The organism is Zavarzinella formosa DSM 19928, assembly GCF_000255705.1.
GTDB lineage: Bacteria > Planctomycetota > Planctomycetia > Gemmatales > Gemmataceae > Zavarzinella > Zavarzinella formosa.
In genome coordinates, this window is the sequence record NZ_JH636442.1 from 628,227 (window position 1) to 648,704 (window position 20,478).

Genomic DNA, 20,478 nt, shown 5'->3' on the forward strand with positions numbered 1-20,478 from the left:
AAGCCGGGGATTGTTATGACAGGATATCCTTCACGACATGGCCGTGAACATCGGTGAGCCGAAAATCCCGGCCGGCGTATTTAAACGTCAGTCGCTCGTGGTCGAGACCGAGCGTATGCAAGATGGTCGCCTGAAGGTCATGGACATGCACCGGTTTCTCGACCGCCTGATAACCCAGTTCGTCTGTGCCGCCGTGGACGATGCCGGGTTTGATGCCGCCCCCGGCCATCCACATGCTAAAGGCCGTCGGCAAATGGTCCCGGCCGTTGCTTCGCCCCAGCACCGGATTTGACTCCACCATTGGCGTCCGTCCAAATTCCCCGCCCCAGATGACCAGTGTGGAATCGAGCAGGCCGCGTTGTTTCAAATCTCTGACAAGAGCCGCCGATGGTTGGTCGGTGGTTTTGCAATTGCCCGTGTGGTTGCCGGTGAGGTCCGAATGGGCGTCCCATCCCTCATGGTAAATGTTAATGAACCGAACGCCGCGTTCGACCATTCTTCGGGCAAGCAAACAAGCTCGGGCGAAAGAGGGTTTGGCCGGGTCGGCCCCGTACATTTCCAGCGTTTGTTTGGTTTCTTTAGAAAGATCCATTAATTCGGGGGCAGAACTTTGAAGCCGGAAGGCCATCTCGTAGTTGGCGATGCGGGTTTCAATCTCGGGGTCACGGATGGTTTCCAGCCGTTTGCGGTTAAGTTGGCCAATCGCGTCGAGTGAATCTCGTTGCAATTGTTCGTCGATCCCCGGCGGGCGTTGCACGTTCAAAATCGGATCGCCTTGATTGCGAAATCGCACGCCGGTGTAGGTGCTGGGAAGGAACCCGCTCGACCAGTTGGCCGCCCCGCCGCTGATGCCGCTTCCGGTGGACATGACGACAAATGCCGGAAGGTCTTTTGCCTCCGAACCAATGCCGTACAGCACCCATGAACCCAAACTGGGCCGACCAGGTTGTGAAAAGCCGGTGTTCAGGAAAATTTGGGCGGGAGCGTGGTTAAATTGGTCCGTCTGCACTGATCGAATCAGACACACATCATCGATCACCCCGCCCAAATGCGGCAAGATATCGGCGATTTCGGTCCCCGCCTTGCCGAATTTTTTGAATTTGAACCGCGGGCCCATCACGGCCGCGTCGGCCCGGATAAACGCGAATCGCTGTTTGCTAGTAACCGCCTCGGGAAGCGATTTGCCCTCCCACTTTGCGAGTTCGGGCTTGTAATCAAACAAGTCCAGGTGGCTCGGCGCCCCGGCCATGAACAAATGAATGACGGCCTTCGCCTTGCCCGCGTAATGAGGTTTCTTCGGGGCAAATTGCGATGGTTCGGCCGCCTTTGCCAAGCCGTTGGCCAGCAACGCCGCCCCGGCCATCTTGCCAAGGCCGATGCCGCATTCTTGAAGGAAATAACGCCGGGCGATGTTGGCTGGTTGGTTCATTTCACATCATCCGGATTGATGCCAAGTTCCCGAAGCTTTGCCGCCAACAAATCGGCCCGTTGTCGCTCAATGTCGGCTTGTTTTTTTGCTTTGTCAGCTTGCTCTTTAGCTTTGTCGGCTTGCTCTTTGGCTATGTCGGCGGCCTGTCGTTCTTTTTCAGTTTTTCGCCGCTCAGCCCTTAGTTTGCGTTCAGACGCTTGGCGTTCTTCCTCCAACTCATCTTCCACTTCCAGCACTCGTTCCTTGGCTGCCACGGCCTCGGCGGTCACTTCCAAATAATCGCGGAAGAATGTTCCGTCGGGTTTGCGAATCCGTAATTTGCTGGCTCCGTCATGAACGAAAGTGATGCCAAGACGGGGGCTGATCCATCCGTCCATCGGGTTGATTCCCCGGAAGACGTTTGCCTCGCGGATAAAGCCCTGAAGCGAGAAATCTTCCGGATCGTAGATGTAATATTCCTCGACGCCCAAACTTTCGTATCGCCGGAACTTCTCCGTCATGGCTCCCGGCCGGTTGCCGGGGGACAACACCTCGAAGACAACCTGCGGACAAATTCCCCCTTCAAGCCATTGCTTGTAGGAACCGCGATGCCCCTTCGGTCTTCCAAAAATCACCATCGTGTCCGGGGCGATCCTGTTTGCCGGATTGCCAAACTCCGGATACCACAACAAATCCCCGGCGACAAACACATTGGGATCTTGCCTGAAGAGGTCGTCAAGCTCCCCCTTGAGCATCATGATCCAGTCGAATTGTTGGGTGTTCTCGGCGATGGGTTCACCGTCGGAGTCGGGGTATTCGACCGGGTCCGGGACGCCGGTGGCCAAGGCGGCCGCCGCCATCCACTCACGGTCTAGAAATATTGTTTTCATTCCTTGGTCACCATTTCATCGAGATTGAACACCACCCGAACCGTGGCGGTCCAGGCGGCTCGTTGAACCGGGTCGCCATCGCCGGGACCGGCCACCGTGTTTGCTTCCTTCGGAAGTTTCTCGAATCGCGCCTTCTGGGTGTTGAAGAAGGTCCGCAGTGTGGTCAACTCGTCGGTGGTTGGCGGTCTTGTCATGCAGCGATTCCACAACATCTTTAGTTTTGCATCTGTGTCGCCGGGGGCCAATGTCAATTGTTTCGCCATCGTCTGGGCGAGTTCTTGAAACACGGCATCGTTCAGAATTGTCAGGGCTTGCAGGGGGGTGTTGGATACTTCGCGGCGGGCAGTGCAGAATTCACCGCTTGGTCCGTCGAAAGTTTGGAACATCGCATACGGGGCGGTGCGTTTGACATAGGTGTAAAACCCCCGGCGATAGCGATCTTCGCCGGCGCTGGCATTCCATGTCAGGCCGCCGTAAGTTCCCTCGGAGGTGACGCCCGGTGGTTGCGGCGGGAAGACGCTCGGGCCGCCGATCTTGCGAGAGAGCAGTCCAGACGCCGTGAGGGCCTGATCCCGCAGGATTTCGGCTTCCAGACGTTGCCGGGGAAAGCGGGCCAGCAATTGGTTCTTCGGATCGGTCTTCAGTTGTTCCCCGTGGACTTCAGACGATTGCCGGTATGTTGCGGAAGTGACAATGAGCCGATGCAGGTTCTTCATGTCCCAACCCGATTTCATGAACTCGACGGCCAGCCAGTCAAGCAATTCCGGGTGTGTCGGGGCATCTCCCTGATAGCCGAAATCCTCCAGTGTGCGGACGATTCCCCGACCGAAGAACGCTGCCCATTGTCGGTTGACAATCACACGGGCTGTCAACGGGTTTTGGGTGTCCACAAGCCATTTTGCAAACGCCAGACGGTTCTTCGGCAGGTCTTTGGGAAGACTCGGCAGGATGGCTGGCACATCGGCCGTGACCGGTGTGGTGGGCTGGTTATATTCCCCCCGTTTGTAGACCGGCGTTGGCCGTGTTTGCCCCGCCGGGCGTTCCTGCATCACCAGTGTGGTGGGAAATTTCGGGAGCGAGGTCCGCAACTTGGCAATATCGGCCCGTTCGGTTTGCAGTTCCGAGGCAATGGTTACGTATTGGGCCGACAAAATGTTCCGCTGTTCGTCGGAGAGTTTGGCGGGGTCGATTCGCATGGCTTCTTCGGCCTCGTGTGAGACGGCCCGTGATTCGACAGGGATATCAGCCTTGGTGAACGAGACGCGAAATTTGCCCAACCCGGCCGCATAATACTTCTCGAACAACAGATCCAGTTGAAGATCGGTGTCCGCTTCGAGAGGCTTTTTGAGATTGAAGACGGCGTTGTTGGCTTGGCCCTGTTTGCCGTTAATCGACCATCCGGTGAGAACATTGCCATCCACCGCATGTTCTGGCTTGTTCTTGCCGTCATGGCCTGAACCGTTGGCTAGTCCGAGCGGAATTGTCGTGTCGCCTGATTTCAGGGTGAGTTCGGTCAGGAAGAAATCCCCGAATGGGCCTTCATAACTCACCCGGCCGGGACCATTCGCCGGCAACCGGGGATCGGGGAAGATTTCAATTCGCAGTGCCGTGGTATTTTTGGGAACGGATTTGAACTTCAGTGTGTAGATGTCCCGCTTGCTCATGTCTCCGCTCACGAAGATGATGCCATTCGTTTCGCGGTTTAAGGTCGGAATGTTGGCGGTTGCCTCAATGGGTTCGGCGATGTGCCAAGCGATCGCTTTGGGGCGTTCAGCTTCCTGCCATTTCTTGAAGTTCTCCGGCGAAATTTTCTTAATGAGTTGTTGTTCACGTTCGGCAATTTGCTTGAGAATGGTGTCCCGTTTGGCGGCGATGTCTGTGGACTTGACGTCCATCGTCGGTTCGTCCGCGTTATTGAGGAACGCGAAAATCTTGTAATATTCGGCCTGCGAGACGGGATCGAATTTGTGATTGTGACACTGGCAGCAATTAAGTGTGAGGCCGAGCCAGGTTGTTCCGGTGGTGGCAACGCGGTCATTCACCGAGTGCCAGCGGAATTCGAGCGGGTCGATGCCCCCTTCTTCATTCGTCATCGTGTTCCGGTGAAAACCGGTGGCGATGCGTTGTTCCTCGGTGGCGCCCGGCAACAAGTCGCCCGCCAGTTGTTCAATGGTGAACCGGTCGAACGGCATATTGGCGTTAATGGCCCGAATTACCCAATCGCGGTAGGGCCACATGCTTCTTGCGCGGTCTTTCTCGAAGCCGTTGGTGTCCGCATAGCGGGCGAGATCAAGCCATTTTCTGGCCCAGCGTTCTCCATAATGTGGGGATTTCAACAACCGTTCGACGAGTTTCGCATAAGCATCTGGTGATTCGTCCTTGAAAAACGCGGCTGCTTCCTCTGGGGTGGGCGGCAAACCAATCAAATCGAGGAACACCCGGCGAACCAATGTTTCCTTGGCGGGGGGATTCAACGTCAGCCCGCTGGCTTCCAACTTGGTGACGATGAACCGATCAATAGGCGTTATGAGCCGATCCGATAACTTTACGCTTGGCAAGGGGGCCTGTTTCGGAGCCAAGAACGCCCAATGATCCTGATAAATCGCCCCTTCGTCGATCCACCGGGTCAATATTTCGCGTTGTTTGGATGAAAGCGGCTTTTTGGTGGCGGGCGGCGGCATCAATTCCGTGGCATCTGCGTGGTCGATCCGCTTGATGACCTCACTGGCGGCTGATTTGCCTGGAACGATGGCTACTTCACCGGATTTTCCTTTGCCATATGCGGAATCACGCAGGTCGAGACGCAAGCCGCCTTTGCGGGCGGCTTCGTCGGGACCATGACATTGAAAGCAGTATTGGGAAAGAATCGGGCGAACATCCCGGCTGAAATCGACGGCGGCCATCGACACGGCCGGGAACAACATCCCGCCCATGAACACCCAAAAGGAACGCATGAACGGAACCCCGAGAGAGAGGATGTATCAACCAGTCGTCATTTCTTGACCGGAGGCATCGGCGGGGCCGGAGGAACATAGCCGGGTGAGGCATTGAACGCCTTCGCTACCATCCCATCGGCCACATTCCATACCCGCACTTCGCCGTCGTAGGAACCACCGGCGACTTGCTTGCCATCGGGGCTGATCGCCACCGCGAACACATGGTCGGTCAACCCGCTGAGGGTCTTCGTGTTCGCACCAGTTTCGCTGTTCCATACTTTCACGGTCTTGTCGGCCGAAGCGGTCACCAAGATCGGTTCTTTCGGATGCTGGACGAGTTTGAGGATGTCGTCCCCGTGGCCGCCGAGGGCTTTGATTTGCTTGCCTTCGCCAGTTGAATTCCACATCCGCAGTTGCTTGTCGGCCCCGGCTGAGAAACCCGCTTTGCTGTCGGCCTTCACTGCCACACCATACACCGGGTTTTGGTGTTCGGGGAACGTGAGGACGGATTCCTTGGCGGTCAGATCCCACACCTTGGCGGTTTTGTCCCGGCTGCACGTCAGCAGGTGTTTGTTGTCCGGGGCGAAAACCACCCCCATCACCCAATCGGCATGGTTTTCAATGGATTGTTCCAGTTTTCCGGTGGCCAAATCCCACACCCGCACGGTGCGGTCGCATCCGCCGGTGGCCAGTCGCTTGCCATCAGGGGAGACGGCGAGGCACAACACGGAATCATCCACATCGAGCAGTTGCTTCACCATGACTTGGCTGTTGTTGACACCATCAAGAATCTGCACGCCGTTCTCGGCTTTGCCGGGGCCGTTCAAGTCTAAAATGCGGACATCCCCTTCTTGTCCCGGCCGCCCCCCGGCGACGGCCAGCTTGCCGTCCGGCAGGAAGGCCATCGCGTAAGCCCGTTCGGCCCGAGTGTAAACTCGCTTCAGAAGTTTCCCGGTCGCGGCTTCCCACACCGTCAATTCGTGATGCCCGCCGACCACAAGATTCTTGCCATCCGGCGAGAAGACCAAGGCGTTGATGATCGTCGGATATTTGTATGCGGCCGGGGGATTCGGGGACTTCCAGCGGATGCGAAGCTCCCGCACAAGATCAGCTTTCGGGTCGATGCCCGCGTCCAGTTTGGCCCCCTGCACGATCCACTTCTTGATGATTTCCGTCTGGGCCTTGGGAACGGGGGAAAGGTTGTCTTTCCGGGGGGGCATCCGACGTTCTTTGTCCGTCACCATGAGGGTGTAGACTTCGCTCTCCTCGTGCTTGCCGGCATGGATGCCTTCTTCACCGGCCCCGCCAGCCATCAACTTCTCGAAAGTGGTCATATCGTATTTGCCGGAACGCTTTTTGGCGTCGTGACAGGCGAAACAGTTCTCCTTCAGGATGGGGGCGACATCCATAATGAAGCTGACCGGCTTCTCTTGGGCTTGGGCGGGGCTTGGCAGAAACATGAGCAAAGCCATGATCGCTGACAGAATGCCACAAAGAATACAAAAACGACAGGTACGCCAGTTCATTAGGAAATGCCTCCCTCAGGGTGGAGAGTGTTTGGTGGGATGTTGTCCAGTGTACGAGATAGAAGGCATGGAGTTCAACGAGAATGAGGCGGATTCTCGGTAAGTTCGGCCCGCCCGTCTGGCGAACACCCGGATGTTTGGCTAGCATTGTCAGAGATTAATTGTCGGTTTCATGGCAAGGCGTTTGCACGGCATGATTGGCCTTCACAACTCGGTGATTCGCAGCACGGGGTGCAGCGTGCCGAGTCGCGTCGTGCCCAATGAGTGGTTCACCAATTATGTGGACACGTCCGACGAGTGGATTCGCAGCCGCACAGGCATTCGTGAACGCCGGTTTGTCGGCCCCGGCGAATCATCGGCAACGCTTGGGGTCACCGCCGCGAAACTGGCCTTGGAAAGTTCTGATCTCCATCCTGAAGATATTGATCTGATTATTTGTGCCACGGTGACTCCGGAGAATATGTGCCCGCAGAACGCGGCCGTGATCCATGCGGCCTTGGGCTGCCGGCCAATTCCCGCCTTCGATCTCTCGGCGGCCTGTACTGGTTTTCTGTACGCGATGTCCATCGCGGATCAGTTTTTGAAGACTGGCGCCGCCCGGCATGTGTTGATTGTCGGCTCGGACGTGCTGTCACGCACGCTGGACTTCACGGACCGGAATAGTTGCATTCTTTTTGGAGACGGAGCCGGAGCGGCGATTCTCTCGGCTTCGCCACAACGCGAACGTGGCGTCCACTCGGTCAAGATTTACGCGGATGGTGGCCCGCGTGAATTAATCCATGTGCCGGGCTTGGTCACCCCCCAACCCCCGGCTGATCAGAAACAGCATGAACACATACGGCTCAATGGCCGGGAAGTGTTCAAGTTTGCTGTTCGCCGGATGATCGAGTTGACAACCGATGCGATATTGGAGTGTCGTCTCGCCGGGCGGTCAATCGATCTGCTGATTCCCCATCAAGTGAACCAGCGGATCATTGATGCCGCCTTGGAATCGACCGGATTTCCGTCCGACCGGGTCATGGTTAATCTCGAAAAATACGGCAATACCTCGGCCGCATCGGTCCCGATCGCCCTCGACGAAGCCCTCAAAACCGGCCGCGCCAAACCCGGGGACACACTTCTGCTGGTCGCATTCGGCGGCGGTCTCACTTGGGGTTCGGCTATTGTGACCCTGTGATTGTGGCCGGGTCGTTTTTCCGGTGACATGTGCGGTCAGTTTTTACGGAGCAACCATGCCATTGCTCGATCACTTTCGTCCGCCGTTGAGCCGCACGCATCCGTGGAGAGGGTTTCACGGAGCTTGGGCCGCCGCCATGGCCCGCCTGCTGAATCAAGGCGTCCTTCCGGCCGGTTATTATGCCGTCCCGTTTCTGGATCATGACGGACCCGTGGAAATTGATGTGGCGGCGCTACATGACTCAATCTCAAACGGAACGATTGACGGGTCGGCCGGGATGTCCGACTGGAAACCAGACTCTCCCGGAATATCGCTAGTCGTTGACCTGACGGCCATTGATGGCGTGCGGGTGGATGTGATGTCAGACAATGGCGACCCGGTTCTCGCAGCCTCCGTCGAATTGGTCAGTCCCGGAAACAAGGATCGGCTTCGTTCCCGGCAGGCGTTTGCCTCAAAATGCGCCGTCCTGCTTCGACAAGGATGTGGAGTTGTGGTGGTTGATGTGGTGACAACCCGACTGGCCAACTTGCACGCCGACCTGCTGGTTGCTTTGGGTGTGGAAGTGGTGTCCGAAATATCTGCTGGTTTGGGGGTCGTTTCCTACAGAACCATCGGCCACGATGAGGCAGGGCAATTGCTGGCGTGGCCGGCTCCCTTGGAATTGGGCAACCGGCTGCCGACGGTTCCGTTATGGTTGTCGGCCGATTTGGCGGTTCCTCTCGATTTGGAAGCCAGTCATGCCGCCGCTTGTGTGGACCTGCGTATTCATCTTGCCGCCGGATGACAGTCGCATCACGCCAGCGCCAGCATCCGTTTGCCTTTTCGCCACTTCGAGCCGGGTTCCCGGATGATTTCGTGGTATAGCGTGTCCCGTTCGACCGGGGTGTGGCCGGTTTCGGTGATAAGCCGTCGTAATTCCTCGACGGTCAATTCTTGCGGGGAATCGCTGCCTGCTTCGTGGTAAATCTTTTCGTGGACGACGGTGCCGTCAATATCGTCGGCCCCGTAATTCTGGGCGATCTGAGCCGTCTGCATCCCAAGCATGATCCAGTAAGCTTTGATGTGCGGGAAGTTATCCAGCATTAACCGGGACAGGGCCATCACCCGCAGGTCCGTGAGGCCGGAGGGTTTGGGGATGTGGCTCAGACGGGTGTTTTCCGGGTGGAAGGCCAGTGGAATGAAGGTCTGGAAGCCGCCTGTTTTGTCCTGTAGTTCTCTCAGACGCACCAAGTGATCGATCCGGTGTTCCGGCTTTTCAATATGGCCGTAAAGCATGGTGGCGTTCGAGTTCAGCCCGATTTCGTGAGCCTCTTGGTGGACCCGCAACCACTCGGCGCCATCAGCCTTGTGCTCGCAAATCTGGCTGCGAATCTCCGGGTGGAAAATCTCCGCCCCGCCGCCGGGCAGGCTGCCCAAACCGGTATCTTTCATTTCTTGCAGCAGTTCTTTGGTGGGCCGGCCGGTCATGCGGGCAAACCAGTCCCATTCCACGGCTGTCCAAGCCTTCAGGTGAAGGTCCGGGAATTCGCGGTGCAGAATCCGCACGATGTTCAAATACCACTCATACGGAAGCTGGTGGTGCAGGCCACCAACAATGTGTAATTCGGTGCAGCCCCGGTCAGTCGCCTCCCGACCGCGTGCAATAATCTGTTCGTCGGGCATGACGTAGCCCTTTTCGGACTTCAAATCGGCCCGAAACGCGCAAAAGGTGCAACGATAGACGCACACATTGGTCGGGTTAAGGTGTTCGTTGACATTGTAATAGGTGACTTTGCCGTTCTTTCGTTCCCGCACAATGTTGGCCAGTTCACCCAATGTGTGCAGATCCGCGTTGGCGTCCAAAAACACGCCTTCGTCATAACTTAGGCGTTCGCCGCCATGTACTTTGGTCCGGATCAGATCAATTCGCTCAGTCGTAGTCATGTGCCGTTTCCATATCGTGGCGTGAGGCCGGCCTCTTCCAAAGAATAACCGTGCCGGGCGGGAATCGCATAACCAGACCCGATTTTCGGCATGAACGGGTCAATCAAATGCACACCGCCCGGCGGCGAAGAGTATGATAAGGTTTTTCGCTTGTGGGGGACGGCATGTCCACGTTCCGGTGGAAGACGGTGGAACGCCGAATCGGCATTATCGGGCCGCGCTGGTGCGGCAAGACCGTCCTGCTCACCTCCCTCATCAACCATTTGAAGTTTCACGATCCATTGCGATTCAAATTGGGAGCGGCCAACAAATACGGCGAAGTGAGCCATTATAAGGAAATCACGGACACTCCCGATGTTCGCAAACCCGGGTCGCTGTCGTGGTTCGACTATGAGGGTTATCGGAATCAGTTCGTGCAGAACGGCAAGTGGCCCGCCGCCACCAAAGACATCTCCCAATACGTTTGCGAATTTGAACGAAGCGATTGGACCTTCAATCGTTTGCGATTGCATCTGTTTGACTTGCCAGGGGAACGGGTCAACGACATCCCGATGATCACCGGCGAGAAGGATGCGAAGACGGCTTACGCCGCATGGTCGGATCGGACGTGTCGCCGGTTGGAGAAAGACCTGACGACCGGGGAGTATTTTCAGCCATTTTTTGAACTCGCCCGGCGGGCTGACGCTTCCGTGGCCGATGTCGTCCACCGTTATAAGGTCGCTCTCGCCAAATCCCGGCTGGCTTACCGGCCATACATCACCCCCTCGACTTTCTTGCTGGACCGCGACGGACAGCGCATCAAGGGAACTGATTCGGAAATCTTGGCAAAGACACGTTATTGCGGTCTTTCACCGGAGGAGGAATTCGTTCCCCTGCCCGCCGATTCTCGAACGACACATCCGGAATGGGTGGAGGCGTTCGTGGGGCGATTTGCCAAATACCAGGAGGAAGTCATTCTTCCCGTGGTGTCCAGTTTGAAGACTTGTCATGCCTTGGTCATCATGGTCGATGTGCTGGCTATTTTGGGTCACGGGCCCGGGATGTACAACGATTACCGACAACTTGTCGGCGATCTGCTGGCTGCCCTCGACCCGAAAGACACCACCCTCGATCTGGTGTTGCGAAACGTATATGAGACGCTGCTTCCGGTCAACTGGCGGCGATCATGGATAAGTCGGATAGCCTTTGTGGCTCCGAAAACCGACCGTATTCCATTTGAAGATCGTGCGAGAGTGCGGAGTTTGATGGAGCAACTCGTCCGGCATGAGGCCAAGAATTGCCGGGGAATCACGATGGGTTATTTCCCGGTCGCCGCTGTCCTCGGGGCGAGGGAGAATCAACAGGGCCGCCGGGAGATGCTCGGCAGCACGTTATATGACGCGGACGGCACGCCGTTGACCCCCGGAGCCGAACGAAAATTTAGCGTTCCCCCCGTTCCGGATGTGTGGCCGGAACAGGGTTGGAAGCCGGGGGATTTCATTTTTCCGGATGTGTATCCGCGAGTGTCCCCCCTGAGCAATTGCCCGACCGAACAAGTGGGTTTGGATGAACTGTTCAATTTCCTGAGTTGGTAGCGGAGAGAGCAATGAACGACCTCGACGACATGCCGTTGATGCTGCCGCAGGCTCCGCGGCGTCCGGAACCACCGGTCCCCGTCCCGTTGCCCGATATCGCCCAACAACGACTCTCTTCAGAAAACTTTGAGTCCCGCCCCGGTGAGACAGACGAGGGCGAGGGGCGGCTGGCCCAAGTGCCACCGACACTCACCACGCCCGCCAAGAACGATCTGCCGCGTGAACTGACGTTGCTCGATGCCGAGATGCAACAGGCCCAGGAACTTTTGGCCTCCGAGCCGACGGTGTTCGGCTTGCCAAGTTTGTTCGGGCATCCGCTTGTTGGGTTGGTGATGCTGGGGATGGGCGGTATTCTTGGGTTGTTTTTGTTCAACCAAGTTTCGACGGCCATTATTGCTATTCAAGCCCTAAGCGGGCCAATGTGGTATGCCGCGTGGGGAGTGTTCGGATTATTGTCGTTTTTAGTGCTTTATTCTGTCAGTCGGCTGATAGTGCTTTATTTGAAACTTAGGCGAAACAAACAACTTCGTTTGCGCGGCTTGGAGGAACTGGAACGCCGCACCCGGTTGCGCTGGCTGATTAATGCCAAGCGACACGAAGCTTATGAACAACTGACGAATTATCTCCTCGAGTATCCGGCTTCAACGGATCGGGATCGTAAGCGTCTGGCCCGGGTGGGCCTTGCCGGAGATTCGCTGTATGCGGTGATGAAAACCCGCGACCAATTGATGGACAAGGACCGCTGGCCAGACTCGCAATCTTGGTTTGTTGCCTTCCGCGAGACTTTTCAACAGAAGTTGGACGATGCGGCCAGGGAACGCATCAAATATTGGTCCCGTCGGGCGGCATTCGCCACTGCCGTTTCCCCGAATGCCTTGGCGGACACCGGAATGACGCTCTATTTCAGCTTTGCGATGATTGCCGATCTTTGCACCATTTACAACTTGAGGGCCGGTCGGCTCGGCACGATGGTGTTGCTCACGCGGGTGTTCTTCAATTCGTATGCCGCCGGGCAGATTAACGAGATGGAGGGAATGGCGTCCGATCAACTTCAGCAATTCGTGGAACCCCACCTGCCTGCTTCCGAGGTGTTTTTGGGCAAGGTTTTTGGCAAACTCGGGGCCAAAGCGAGCGCCGGGGCGGTGAACTATTTACTCATCAGCCGGTTGGGCAAATACGCCGCCAAGGTGCTTCGGCCGGTGAGCCATGTTTGAAGATCAGGGAATTAATCGGGCATTTGCCAGGTTTAGAATGTCCTGGACTCCGGCGTGACGGTCCCGTTCGACGGTGATTGTCAGCGTCTTGCACCCGGCCACGTCAACAATCATTTCAACCGGCTTCAATCCCACCCGGCCGCCGTCAGGCAGTTCAACGGGCTTGCCGTCGCGCAGGAAGCGAAGAATTGCCTCGCCAACACGGCCATCTCGGGCATCCATCCCGGCCAGTGCCTCGAATCGTTTAAACTTGCCACCGAGATCGTAGGTCAGCGACATCCCGCCCGTGAGACCGAGACCACACGCATAAGTTGATTCGCCCTTTGGCTCGGCCAGCCGCAACGGATGCCCGAGTGCGTTTCGATCTGTTTGCCGGAGGCGGGATTCCCCGTCAAAGGGTTGATAGTCGTTTCGGAGAGGCTTGAAATCACCAATCCATATGGCCGGACCTTGTTCCACATCAATTGAAATGACTTGTGACAAGGGCACGGCAAATGCCTCCTTGGCGAATGTCGTCAGCCGACAGGTCGTTTCATCGACGGACAAGCCGGCAACGGCGTACCGGGTGCCATCCGTAAAACGGACTCGGTAATATCGCCCCTTGGGTTTGCGAACACGGGCCAGTTCCGTGTTGAAAAATACAGCGGTAACTGTTCCCCGTTCGACCAGCGTGGTTTTGGGGCCGTCTTGCAGGCGAAAACCCGTGTCGTCCAAGGTGGCGATGGAACCAGCCAGCGAATCCCCCCGGCGATTGACAAGGAGATCACGTGAGCGAGGCTTGGATTGCGTCTCCAAGTATTCGGAATCGGTCGGGATTCGCAGGAACCACGCGTTGACAGAGGAAAGGGACACTGTGAGCGGATGATCCGATTTTGGATCAGCGAAGGCCGGTTGCACGCGAATGGTCGTTCCGTCCGAATCCAGCAGACGGCCGGGGAGGCGGTCCCCGTTTGTGAAATAGAGAACAGGACCGGTTGTTGGTTCTGGCAGCGGCTGATCCGTCCGGCGCAACGAATACCATATCGCCGCTGGAATGGGTGTTTTCTCAGCAAGAATCAGGTCGCCATTCGCGGAAATAGTGACGCCGGAAGTGATCGCCGGCGAGCCTGAAATCGTGTTGACCCGCCATTCGGCCCGGCCAGAGGACAACCCGCCGGCGATCAAAACAAGGAAGGCGAGGATTTTTTGACCGGGTATTAATCCGCTAAATAGATAAGATTTCTGTGTTGATAACGGATTGAATCTTGCCAAATTGTGTTGGATCAGCATGTATATTATCTTGACAACAATGTGTTGATTCGCCCGAATCTATCATATGCGAGGAAACTGGCAATGGCGAAGAAACCCGAGGGTGAAGTGAGTCAGCAGGACAAGATTCGCGCGATGATTGTGGCAATCGGCTGGGACGCCTCGCCGGACGAATGTGTGGACTACTTGAAGAAAACATACGGCCTTGAACTGGAAAAGGCCTATGTGTCGCAGCTTCGGAGCGCCGAACGGAAACGCCAGGGAATGCCCCCTCTGCGGATTCGCAAGGGTTCCAAGGCCGCCAAGGTTCGGAAAAACGCCGTCAAGACACCAGAGATGTCTCTGGCTGTTGCCACTGAGACGGCCAGTCCGGTGGACATCACGCTGTTTGTGATGGAAATGAAAAAGTGGCAGGACAAGCTCGGCGACAAGACCATCAAAGCCGTTTTGCAGACGATGTCCAAGTAAGTGTTGTTTGACAAAGACTCGCAGCCCCCTTCGCCTTGCCCTTCTTTTTTACCCGGTCCTCATTTTTGCAGAATGGGCAAATAATTGTTCGGAATCTGCAGGATGATGCAGGCCATCGCCGTGGCATAGTGCCCGCATACTGTGGGGTCCTGCCAGGAGCCGTCGTTTCTTGATCTATTGATCCTCAGCAGCTCATCTCGGATGGCGGGAAACCAGTCGTTCCAGTATTTTGGTCCGGCGGTCCACATGGCTTGGGCGGCGTAATAGTGTCCGTAAAAATAATGTGATTCCGGCATGAAGCCGCGACCCCCGGCAAAGTCGCCCGGCTTGAACTTCATCAAATAACGCAATCCTCTTTCAATCTCCGGCCCGGTATACACCCCCGCGCAATACAAGGCCACGACCCCGGCCGCCGAGCGGGCGAAGGCCGCCGGTCCCTGTCCCGCGAAGTAGCTAAAACCCCCGTCGGCCGTCTGGCAGGAGCGGACATATTTCACGCATTTGTCCGCCACTTCTTTGGGCACAAAGAAACCCACGTTTCGGGCCGCCCGCAGGGCCATGATCTGACAGATGGTGACGGACGAATCCGCGTGCTGCTTCATCGGATCGTAGCGCCAGCCCCCCTCGGAATTCTGGCAGCGAATAATCAGATCCACGGCCCGTCGGATCGTGTCGGCAAGGTTTTTGCCGAGTTTCCGGTCGGCCACCATACCGTGGGCCTCAGCCAGAAACAGGGTGGCGAAACCGTGATTATACATCGGTCCCTGTTTATAAAGGCTCGTCGGGTTGTTCAGGAAACCCTCCGGGTTTCGTTGCTCCATGCTCAGCACGAAATTCAACGCCCGTTTCACGGCGTCGCCGTATTGTCCGCGACCCGGCTGATGGCCCCCGGCCATCAGGGCCAGCCCGGCCAGGCTGGTCACGGCAAGATTGCCGTGAAACATCGGGGAATCCCCGAAAGAGCCATCCCGGTTTTGGGTGGTTGCCAGGAATTGCAAGCCCCGGTCCACGGCCCGGCGAACATCGGGCGTGACAAGATTTTGATACTCCCGCTCCGTGAACGGGTCGGCGCCGGGGTTGGCCCGCGTGGGGAAGCCGAATGCCAGTCCGGCCCCGGCGGTCATGGATCGCGTGATAAATTGGCGGCGTGAGGGCATCATTTGTCTCCGGGACCGCGTTTTTTCTGTTCCGCGATGGACGAATAATATTGCCTCAACAGCTCGCCATATCGAGGCATGAATTGCTCGCGGTAATACATGTCCATTTCTTGTCGCAGACGGTCGGGGAGTTGCCCCCAGACATCTTTGTACATTTCGGCAAATTGCTCAGGCCGGTTGTTCTTCTTCGGCGGCTGGCCGAAGGTTGATTGCTGGTTGGTCCCCTTCGGTTCTTTGCCACCCTCGCCGTCTTTGGGTTCGGCCCTGGCCATCGGTCCCGTGCCCATTGGTTCTTTGCCCATTGGTTCACGATTGGGCCGGGGTCGTCGGCCGGGCCGAGTACCCATCGGCTGACCGCCCCCCATGCCTTCTTTTTTTTGCTCCGGCTTGGCGGTGCCCATGCCTTCCTTCGGCATGGGTTGACTGCCTCCCATGCTTTCTTCGTTCTTCGGCATGGGTTGACCGCCTCCCATCGGTTGGGGAAGCATCCCGCCCATCGGGGACATTCCCCCGATGGGTGGCGGCATTCCCCCCATCGGGGACATGCCCCCCATCGGGGACATGCCCCCCATCGGGGGTGGCATCCCTCCCATTGGCGGTGGAGGAGGCATCCCCCCCATCGGGGGCGGCATCCCATCCATAGGCGGGGGTGGCATGTCGGACTTCATCGGCGGCGGGTTCATGGGCGGCATCGGTGGCGGCATGTCGGACTTCATCGGCGGCGGGTCAGACTTTTTGATTAGTGCATCAATGTCCTTCAAAATTTGTTCCTGCAACTCGCGGGTGTCCTTGCCGGGGTCTTTCTCCTTGAGGCGTTCCCCGGCTTTGGCGGCGTTATCCGCGATCCGCTCGGCTGTCTTTTTAACGTCCGTTTCCTCGTCCTTTTTCTCAGGCTCGACTTCTTTTTTTGCCTCGACCTTGGGCTTCGCCGGGGCGTCTTTCTTTTCCGGCTCTTGAGCGGTCATCCCGCCGATCAACCCGGAGAAGAGGGCGATGGTCAAAATTCTTCTCATGGCATTTCCCCCGGAGCGTCGGCGGTCAGTTCCTTGATGAGATCGGCGATGTCCCGTTGCATCTGCTCCAGCGCCATCAGTTCATCGGCGTCATCATCGTTGAGCATGGTGCGATCCGGATGGGCCTTGTCGAAGGCATGTGTCCTCACGCCAATGTCGGCTTGGAGGTTCCGCAGAGCCTTGAGTTGGGCCAGTGGCGGGAGTTTCGGTTTCTTCGGCTCGTCGCCTCCCATCGCCGGGGGCATTGGCCCTCCTCCCGGCGGCGGGGCAGCCATCGATTCGGGTTTGGGTTGGGCATCCGGCTTCAATGCGTCGAGAAGTTGCTCCAACCGTTCTTTCGCCAAAATCTGCTGGCTGCGGGTCGAGAGTTCGGCGATATCCTCCAACTCCGCGTCGAAGGGGCCGCTTTCGGCGGCCTCCAACCGGGCGTCCATTCGCTTGGATGCCAGTTTCATCGCTCCGGCCGCCTGTCGCAACATCCGGCCGAACACGGGAATCTTCTGAAACTCTTTCTCGATCAGTGTCTCGGCCTCCTCGCCGAGTTTCGCCTGCTGTTGGCGAAGATCGTTCTGGCTGGCTCGCATTGGCCGTTCCCATTTTTTTGCCTGCTTCACCACTTGGTGAATTCTCGTCGCTTCGGCGTTCATCCGTTCTTGACGTTCCTTCAACGCCCGAATTTGGTCCGCAAGTTCGGCTTGTTGTTCCCGGTTGAGCTTTTCCTCTTGCTCACCCTTCGCTTGTTCCAGTTCCAGTTTGGCGTCGTCGAGGCGTTCAAGGGCCTCATCCGTCTTGTCGCCGGGGGATTGCCCCTCTTGCAATTGCTCGCGGGCTTTGGCCATCTCATTGGCAGCCCGGCGAAGGCGCTCGGCGGGTTGTTCGGCTTGCTGGCGGTTCAACCGCTGGGCCAGTTCTCGCGTTTGCTTCTCCAGTTGTTCCTGTTCGGCCGCGAGTTTCTTTAATGTTTCACGTCGCAGGGTTTCGTCTGGGATTTTCTCGGCATCATCGATCTTCTTTTGCAGCCGTTCTTGTTCGTCGAGAATCTTGTCGAGATCGGCCTTGGCCTGCTCGGTTTTCTTTTGCAACCGCTCGGCGTTTTGCTCGTCAGTTTGACGCAGGTTCTTCAGCAAGCGGTCCACGTTCTCTTTGGCGGCTTGCTGTTGCTGGGAGGCTCGGTTGAGCTGGTTTTGCTTCGCGGCTTGGGCGGCCTGTCGCAGTTGTTCTTTCAATTCTTCCGAGTTGCCGGCTTGTCCGGCCTGTCGCAAAGCGGCGGCCTCGCGTTGCAGATCGGCGGCTGTTTCGCGGAGATCGCCGGCCTCGCGGGTTTTCTCATCGATTTGGTTGGCAAGGTCGCGTTCTTTGGGGGAACCTTTGGGCTCCTTCGCGGCCTGAGTTTTCAAATCAGCGGCTTGCTTCTCCGCAGCCGTGGATTGTTGAATTTTCTCCCCTGCTGACATTTCCTTTTCGACTGCCAGTCGGTTCATCTTTTCGATGAGTTCGCGGGCCTGGTCGCTGAGACGCTCGGCATTTTGGATGGCCTTGTCCAGTTCGGCTTTCGCCATCGGATCCAGCTTTTCCGGAGGGGTGTTCTCGGGGATTTTGCCGCCAAGCTGGTTGGTTTGGTCGGCCTGTCGCTTAATGTCCTGTGACAAGTTGCGGGCATCGCCCCGGATTTCGCCGGCCCCGCTCCAAGGCTCCAGCCGTTCGACGAGTTCCTTAAAGGTTTTCTCAACCCCGCGTTGGCGTTCGGCGATCTTGTCCAGCGTAGCCTTCCTTGCCTTCGGGTCCGGTTCACGCTTGGCTTTGGCGAAATCCCCGGCCAGTGGTTCGAATTCTCGATCGGCAAGACGGGCAAGCTCCTTGGCGGCTTCGTCGAGTCGTTCGGTGGCCAGCGAATCGGGAACCTTGTTTTCCTTCAATTGCTGGCGAAGTTTGTCGATGGTCGCCCGGATGCTTTCCTCGCCCTGTTCGACCTTGTTGCGGATTTGATCCTGAGTCTGCTCGGCCTCGGCGAACTTATCCATTTCGGCGGGTTTCATCTCAGGTGTTTTGGCGGCCTGTTCCACCTTTGTTTTGGCTTCCTGTTGCAATTGTCGCAACCGGGCCAGTTGATCGCGCACTTCGCTTTGAGTTTGCTGGACGATGGTTTCCACGTCCTGCTTGGAAACGATGGCGATTCGCAATTCCGTGCTGCGGCCGGGTTCCTTGAAGCCCGTGACATCGTCGAAATCATCGGCGACCGCATGAAGTGTCAGCATGTCCCCTTCTCGCAGTGGGCGACCGTCTTCCGTGCGAACACTGGCAAGAGCCAGCATCGGTTCGGCCGCCAATTGCTGCATCCTTGTGAGCGATAATGAGGGAACGGGAAAGTTGGTTGTCGAGGGCTTCAGATTGAGCAACAGCGGCAATAAATTCGTCAATTGGCCCGGATCATAAATCATCTGCATGCGGACGGCCCGTTCGGAGTTGATCCGGTATTCCAGCCATACTCTGCGAATGGCGTATGTTTTGTCCTGTGCGCGAACTGGCAGGTGGATTTCCGCTTCCGGCAACGCGATCATCTGGTCCCGGCCGTTGATCGCCCGTTCCAATGTCACCGCGGGGGCGGGATCAGGGTGGACCCGCAGGTCGAGCAATCGGGTGGTTCCGAGACCGGTTTCATCCTCGAAGCGGAACACATACGGGCCGGATACTCGCGGCACAAATGTGGCTTCCAACAAGGCGCCGTCCCGAATGGTCAGCGGAATTTCGGCCCACACTTCGCGGGCCATCAAATCGAAGCCGGGAATTGCGGCGGCGGGTTTTCCGCCGAGGACCGAAAGCATTGTCAGTTGAGCAGACAGCGGATTTTCCGGGCGATGAATGATCCATGCCTTGGCCACCGGCCGGTCGGTGGCGGCTCGCAACGTTAGGCGGGTTCCGGCAATGCACTCGATGATGCTGCCGCCGTCGGGCAGGTCGGCGTCCGGGAGATCCGTGTAGGCCGGGTATTCCAAATGAAATTGCGGGCTGGGCCGGCCGTTGAAAGGAACAAGCACCGGAGGCGGGGACACTGTCACGGAACGCCAGCCAGTGTCCGCGTCGTTGGCTTTCACCCGGAATTGGAAACTCCGGGGAATCCGGCTCGGCTCGATCCGAAGGGTAATCGGCTCATTGGCGGGGGCATCATCCGGCACGGTGTATTGTTGTTCCACGCTTGGCAATCCGTCAGGTTGGATCACCAGCGTGATGCGATCAGAAATCGAACCGCCAACGCGCACTTTCAATTCCAGCGCTTCGCCCCTTGCCATGCGATGCGGGAATGAGGCGGGGGACACGATCTCCAATGTCGTTTGCTGTTGCGGTCTGCTGCCGCCGAATGGTTCCGTCAGACGTTTGGCGCCTGCCAATACGGCATCCGGTTGAACGATCACGCACCAACCCATCACCCCAGCAAGAGCCATCGCGCCGAACAAGGCCCGCATGGTTCCGCGTCGATCCACGGCATCCCGCAGGTCGTGATGTTCCAGTTTGCGGACGGCCCGGCGAATGACGGCTTTGCGGAGATCCGGCGAACAGGTGGGCCGGTCGGCGTCATGATTCAGGAAGTTGACGGCGCTGCGGAAGGAGTCGTTGAAATCCGGGTAACGCCGTTCCACAAGGGTGGCCAGACGATCCGGGTCGCCTGATCCGCGAAGCGGCTTTACCAGCCAGCGATGAAAGAGGAACAGCACGGCTGTGATCAGACCCACCAGTGCATACGCCCGCACCAACGCCGGGAGGGCGTAGCGATGATCCAGCCAGCCAATCAAACCCACCGCCAGCACGGCAACGACGAAACAGCGACAGGCGGCGCGAGTGAACACGACTCGACGGAAATATCCCCGCAGGGAATCAAGCCGTCGACTCAGGAAGTCTTCACGCGTGACGGGGGGTGGCAACAAGGTGAACGGCATGATCTCTTCCCG

Annotated in this window: 14 protein-coding genes; 5 read left to right on the forward strand and 9 right to left on the reverse strand. The window is 57.5% G+C overall.

Going from position 1 to position 20,478, the window contains the following annotated elements; translation table 11 throughout:
• Positions 1-13: 13 nt before the first annotated feature.
• The 4 genes from BGIM_RS0123850 to BGIM_RS0123865 are packed head-to-tail and all read right to left on the reverse strand — an operon-like array spanning position 14 to position 6,694.
• Entirely contained in the window at positions 14-1,429 is a 1,416-nt protein-coding gene (locus BGIM_RS0123850; protein ID WP_020472239.1) for a DUF1501 domain-containing protein, read from the reverse strand.
• Positions 1,426-2,268 (reverse strand): Uma2 family endonuclease, encoded by an 843-nt coding sequence (locus tag BGIM_RS0123855; RefSeq protein WP_020472240.1) that lies wholly within the window; start codon positions 2,266-2,268, stop codon positions 1,426-1,428. Before BGIM_RS0123855 ends, BGIM_RS0123850 begins: the two co-directional genes overlap by 4 nt.
• Positions 2,269-2,294: 26 nt before the next feature.
• A complete protein-coding gene (locus BGIM_RS0123860; protein WP_020472241.1) occupies positions 2,295-5,252 on the reverse strand; it encodes a PSD1 and planctomycete cytochrome C domain-containing protein in 2,958 nt (985 codons plus the stop codon).
• Positions 5,253-5,290: 38 nt separating this feature from the next.
• The gene (locus BGIM_RS0123865; protein WP_238537707.1) at positions 5,291-6,694 is read right to left on the reverse strand and encodes a c-type cytochrome domain-containing protein; all 1,404 of its coding nucleotides are present in this window, start codon (positions 6,692-6,694) and stop codon (positions 5,291-5,293) included.
• A 259-nt stretch (positions 6,695-6,953) separates the two neighbouring features.
• On the opposite strand from BGIM_RS0123865, the gene BGIM_RS0123870 reads away from it, so the two are divergent.
• The gene (locus tag BGIM_RS0123870) at positions 6,954-7,937 is read left to right on the forward strand and encodes a beta-ketoacyl-ACP synthase III (protein ID WP_020472243.1); all 984 of its coding nucleotides are present in this window, start codon (positions 6,954-6,956) and stop codon (positions 7,935-7,937) included.
• 55 nt (positions 7,938-7,992) lie between these two features.
• Complete coding sequence (locus tag BGIM_RS0123875) at positions 7,993-8,721, forward strand: hypothetical protein (RefSeq protein WP_020472244.1); 729 nt, start codon at positions 7,993-7,995, stop codon at positions 8,719-8,721.
• A gap of 8 nt (positions 8,722-8,729) precedes the next feature.
• Here BGIM_RS0123875 and mqnE read toward each other — a convergent pair whose 3' ends face one another.
• Complete coding sequence (gene mqnE, locus BGIM_RS0123880; protein WP_020472245.1) at positions 8,730-9,860, reverse strand: aminofutalosine synthase MqnE; 1,131 nt, start codon at positions 9,858-9,860, stop codon at positions 8,730-8,732.
• 164 nt (positions 9,861-10,024) lie between these two features.
• On the opposite strand from mqnE, the gene BGIM_RS0123890 reads away from it, so the two are divergent.
• Together BGIM_RS0123890 and BGIM_RS0123895 are read left to right on the forward strand one after the other, a co-directional pair.
• Positions 10,025-11,434, forward strand: a complete 1,410-nt coding sequence (locus BGIM_RS0123890; protein WP_020472247.1) for a YcjX family protein — start codon at positions 10,025-10,027, stop codon at positions 11,432-11,434.
• Positions 11,435-11,445: 11 nt separating this feature from the next.
• Complete coding sequence (locus BGIM_RS0123895) at positions 11,446-12,648, forward strand: DUF697 domain-containing protein (protein ID WP_020472248.1); 1,203 nt, start codon at positions 11,446-11,448, stop codon at positions 12,646-12,648.
• 3 nt (positions 12,649-12,651) lie between these two features.
• On the opposite strand, the gene BGIM_RS0123900 is transcribed toward BGIM_RS0123895, so the two are convergent.
• The gene (locus tag BGIM_RS0123900; protein WP_020472249.1) at positions 12,652-13,917 is read right to left on the reverse strand and encodes an NPCBM/NEW2 domain-containing protein; all 1,266 of its coding nucleotides are present in this window, start codon (positions 13,915-13,917) and stop codon (positions 12,652-12,654) included.
• 63 nt (positions 13,918-13,980) lie between these two features.
• On the opposite strand from BGIM_RS0123900, the gene BGIM_RS0123905 reads away from it, so the two are divergent.
• Positions 13,981-14,364 (forward strand): hypothetical protein, encoded by a 384-nt coding sequence (locus BGIM_RS0123905; RefSeq protein ID WP_020472250.1) that lies wholly within the window; start codon positions 13,981-13,983, stop codon positions 14,362-14,364.
• A gap of 59 nt (positions 14,365-14,423) precedes the next feature.
• Here BGIM_RS0123905 and BGIM_RS0123910 read toward each other — a convergent pair whose 3' ends face one another.
• The 3 genes from BGIM_RS0123910 to BGIM_RS0123920 are packed head-to-tail and all read right to left on the reverse strand — an operon-like array spanning position 14,424 to position 20,466.
• Complete coding sequence (locus BGIM_RS0123910; RefSeq protein ID WP_157369369.1) at positions 14,424-15,524, reverse strand: prenyltransferase/squalene oxidase repeat-containing protein; 1,101 nt, start codon at positions 15,522-15,524, stop codon at positions 14,424-14,426.
• Positions 15,521-16,534: a hypothetical protein gene (locus BGIM_RS58135; protein ID WP_157369370.1), complete on the reverse strand. Its 1,014-nt coding sequence runs from the start codon at positions 16,532-16,534 to the stop codon at positions 15,521-15,523. The genes BGIM_RS0123910 and BGIM_RS58135 overlap by 4 nt, the downstream gene beginning before the upstream one ends.
• A complete protein-coding gene (locus BGIM_RS0123920; RefSeq protein WP_020472252.1) occupies positions 16,531-20,466 on the reverse strand; it encodes a hypothetical protein in 3,936 nt (1,311 codons plus the stop codon). The genes BGIM_RS58135 and BGIM_RS0123920 overlap by 4 nt, the downstream gene beginning before the upstream one ends.
• Between the last annotated feature and the right edge of the window lie 12 nt (positions 20,467-20,478).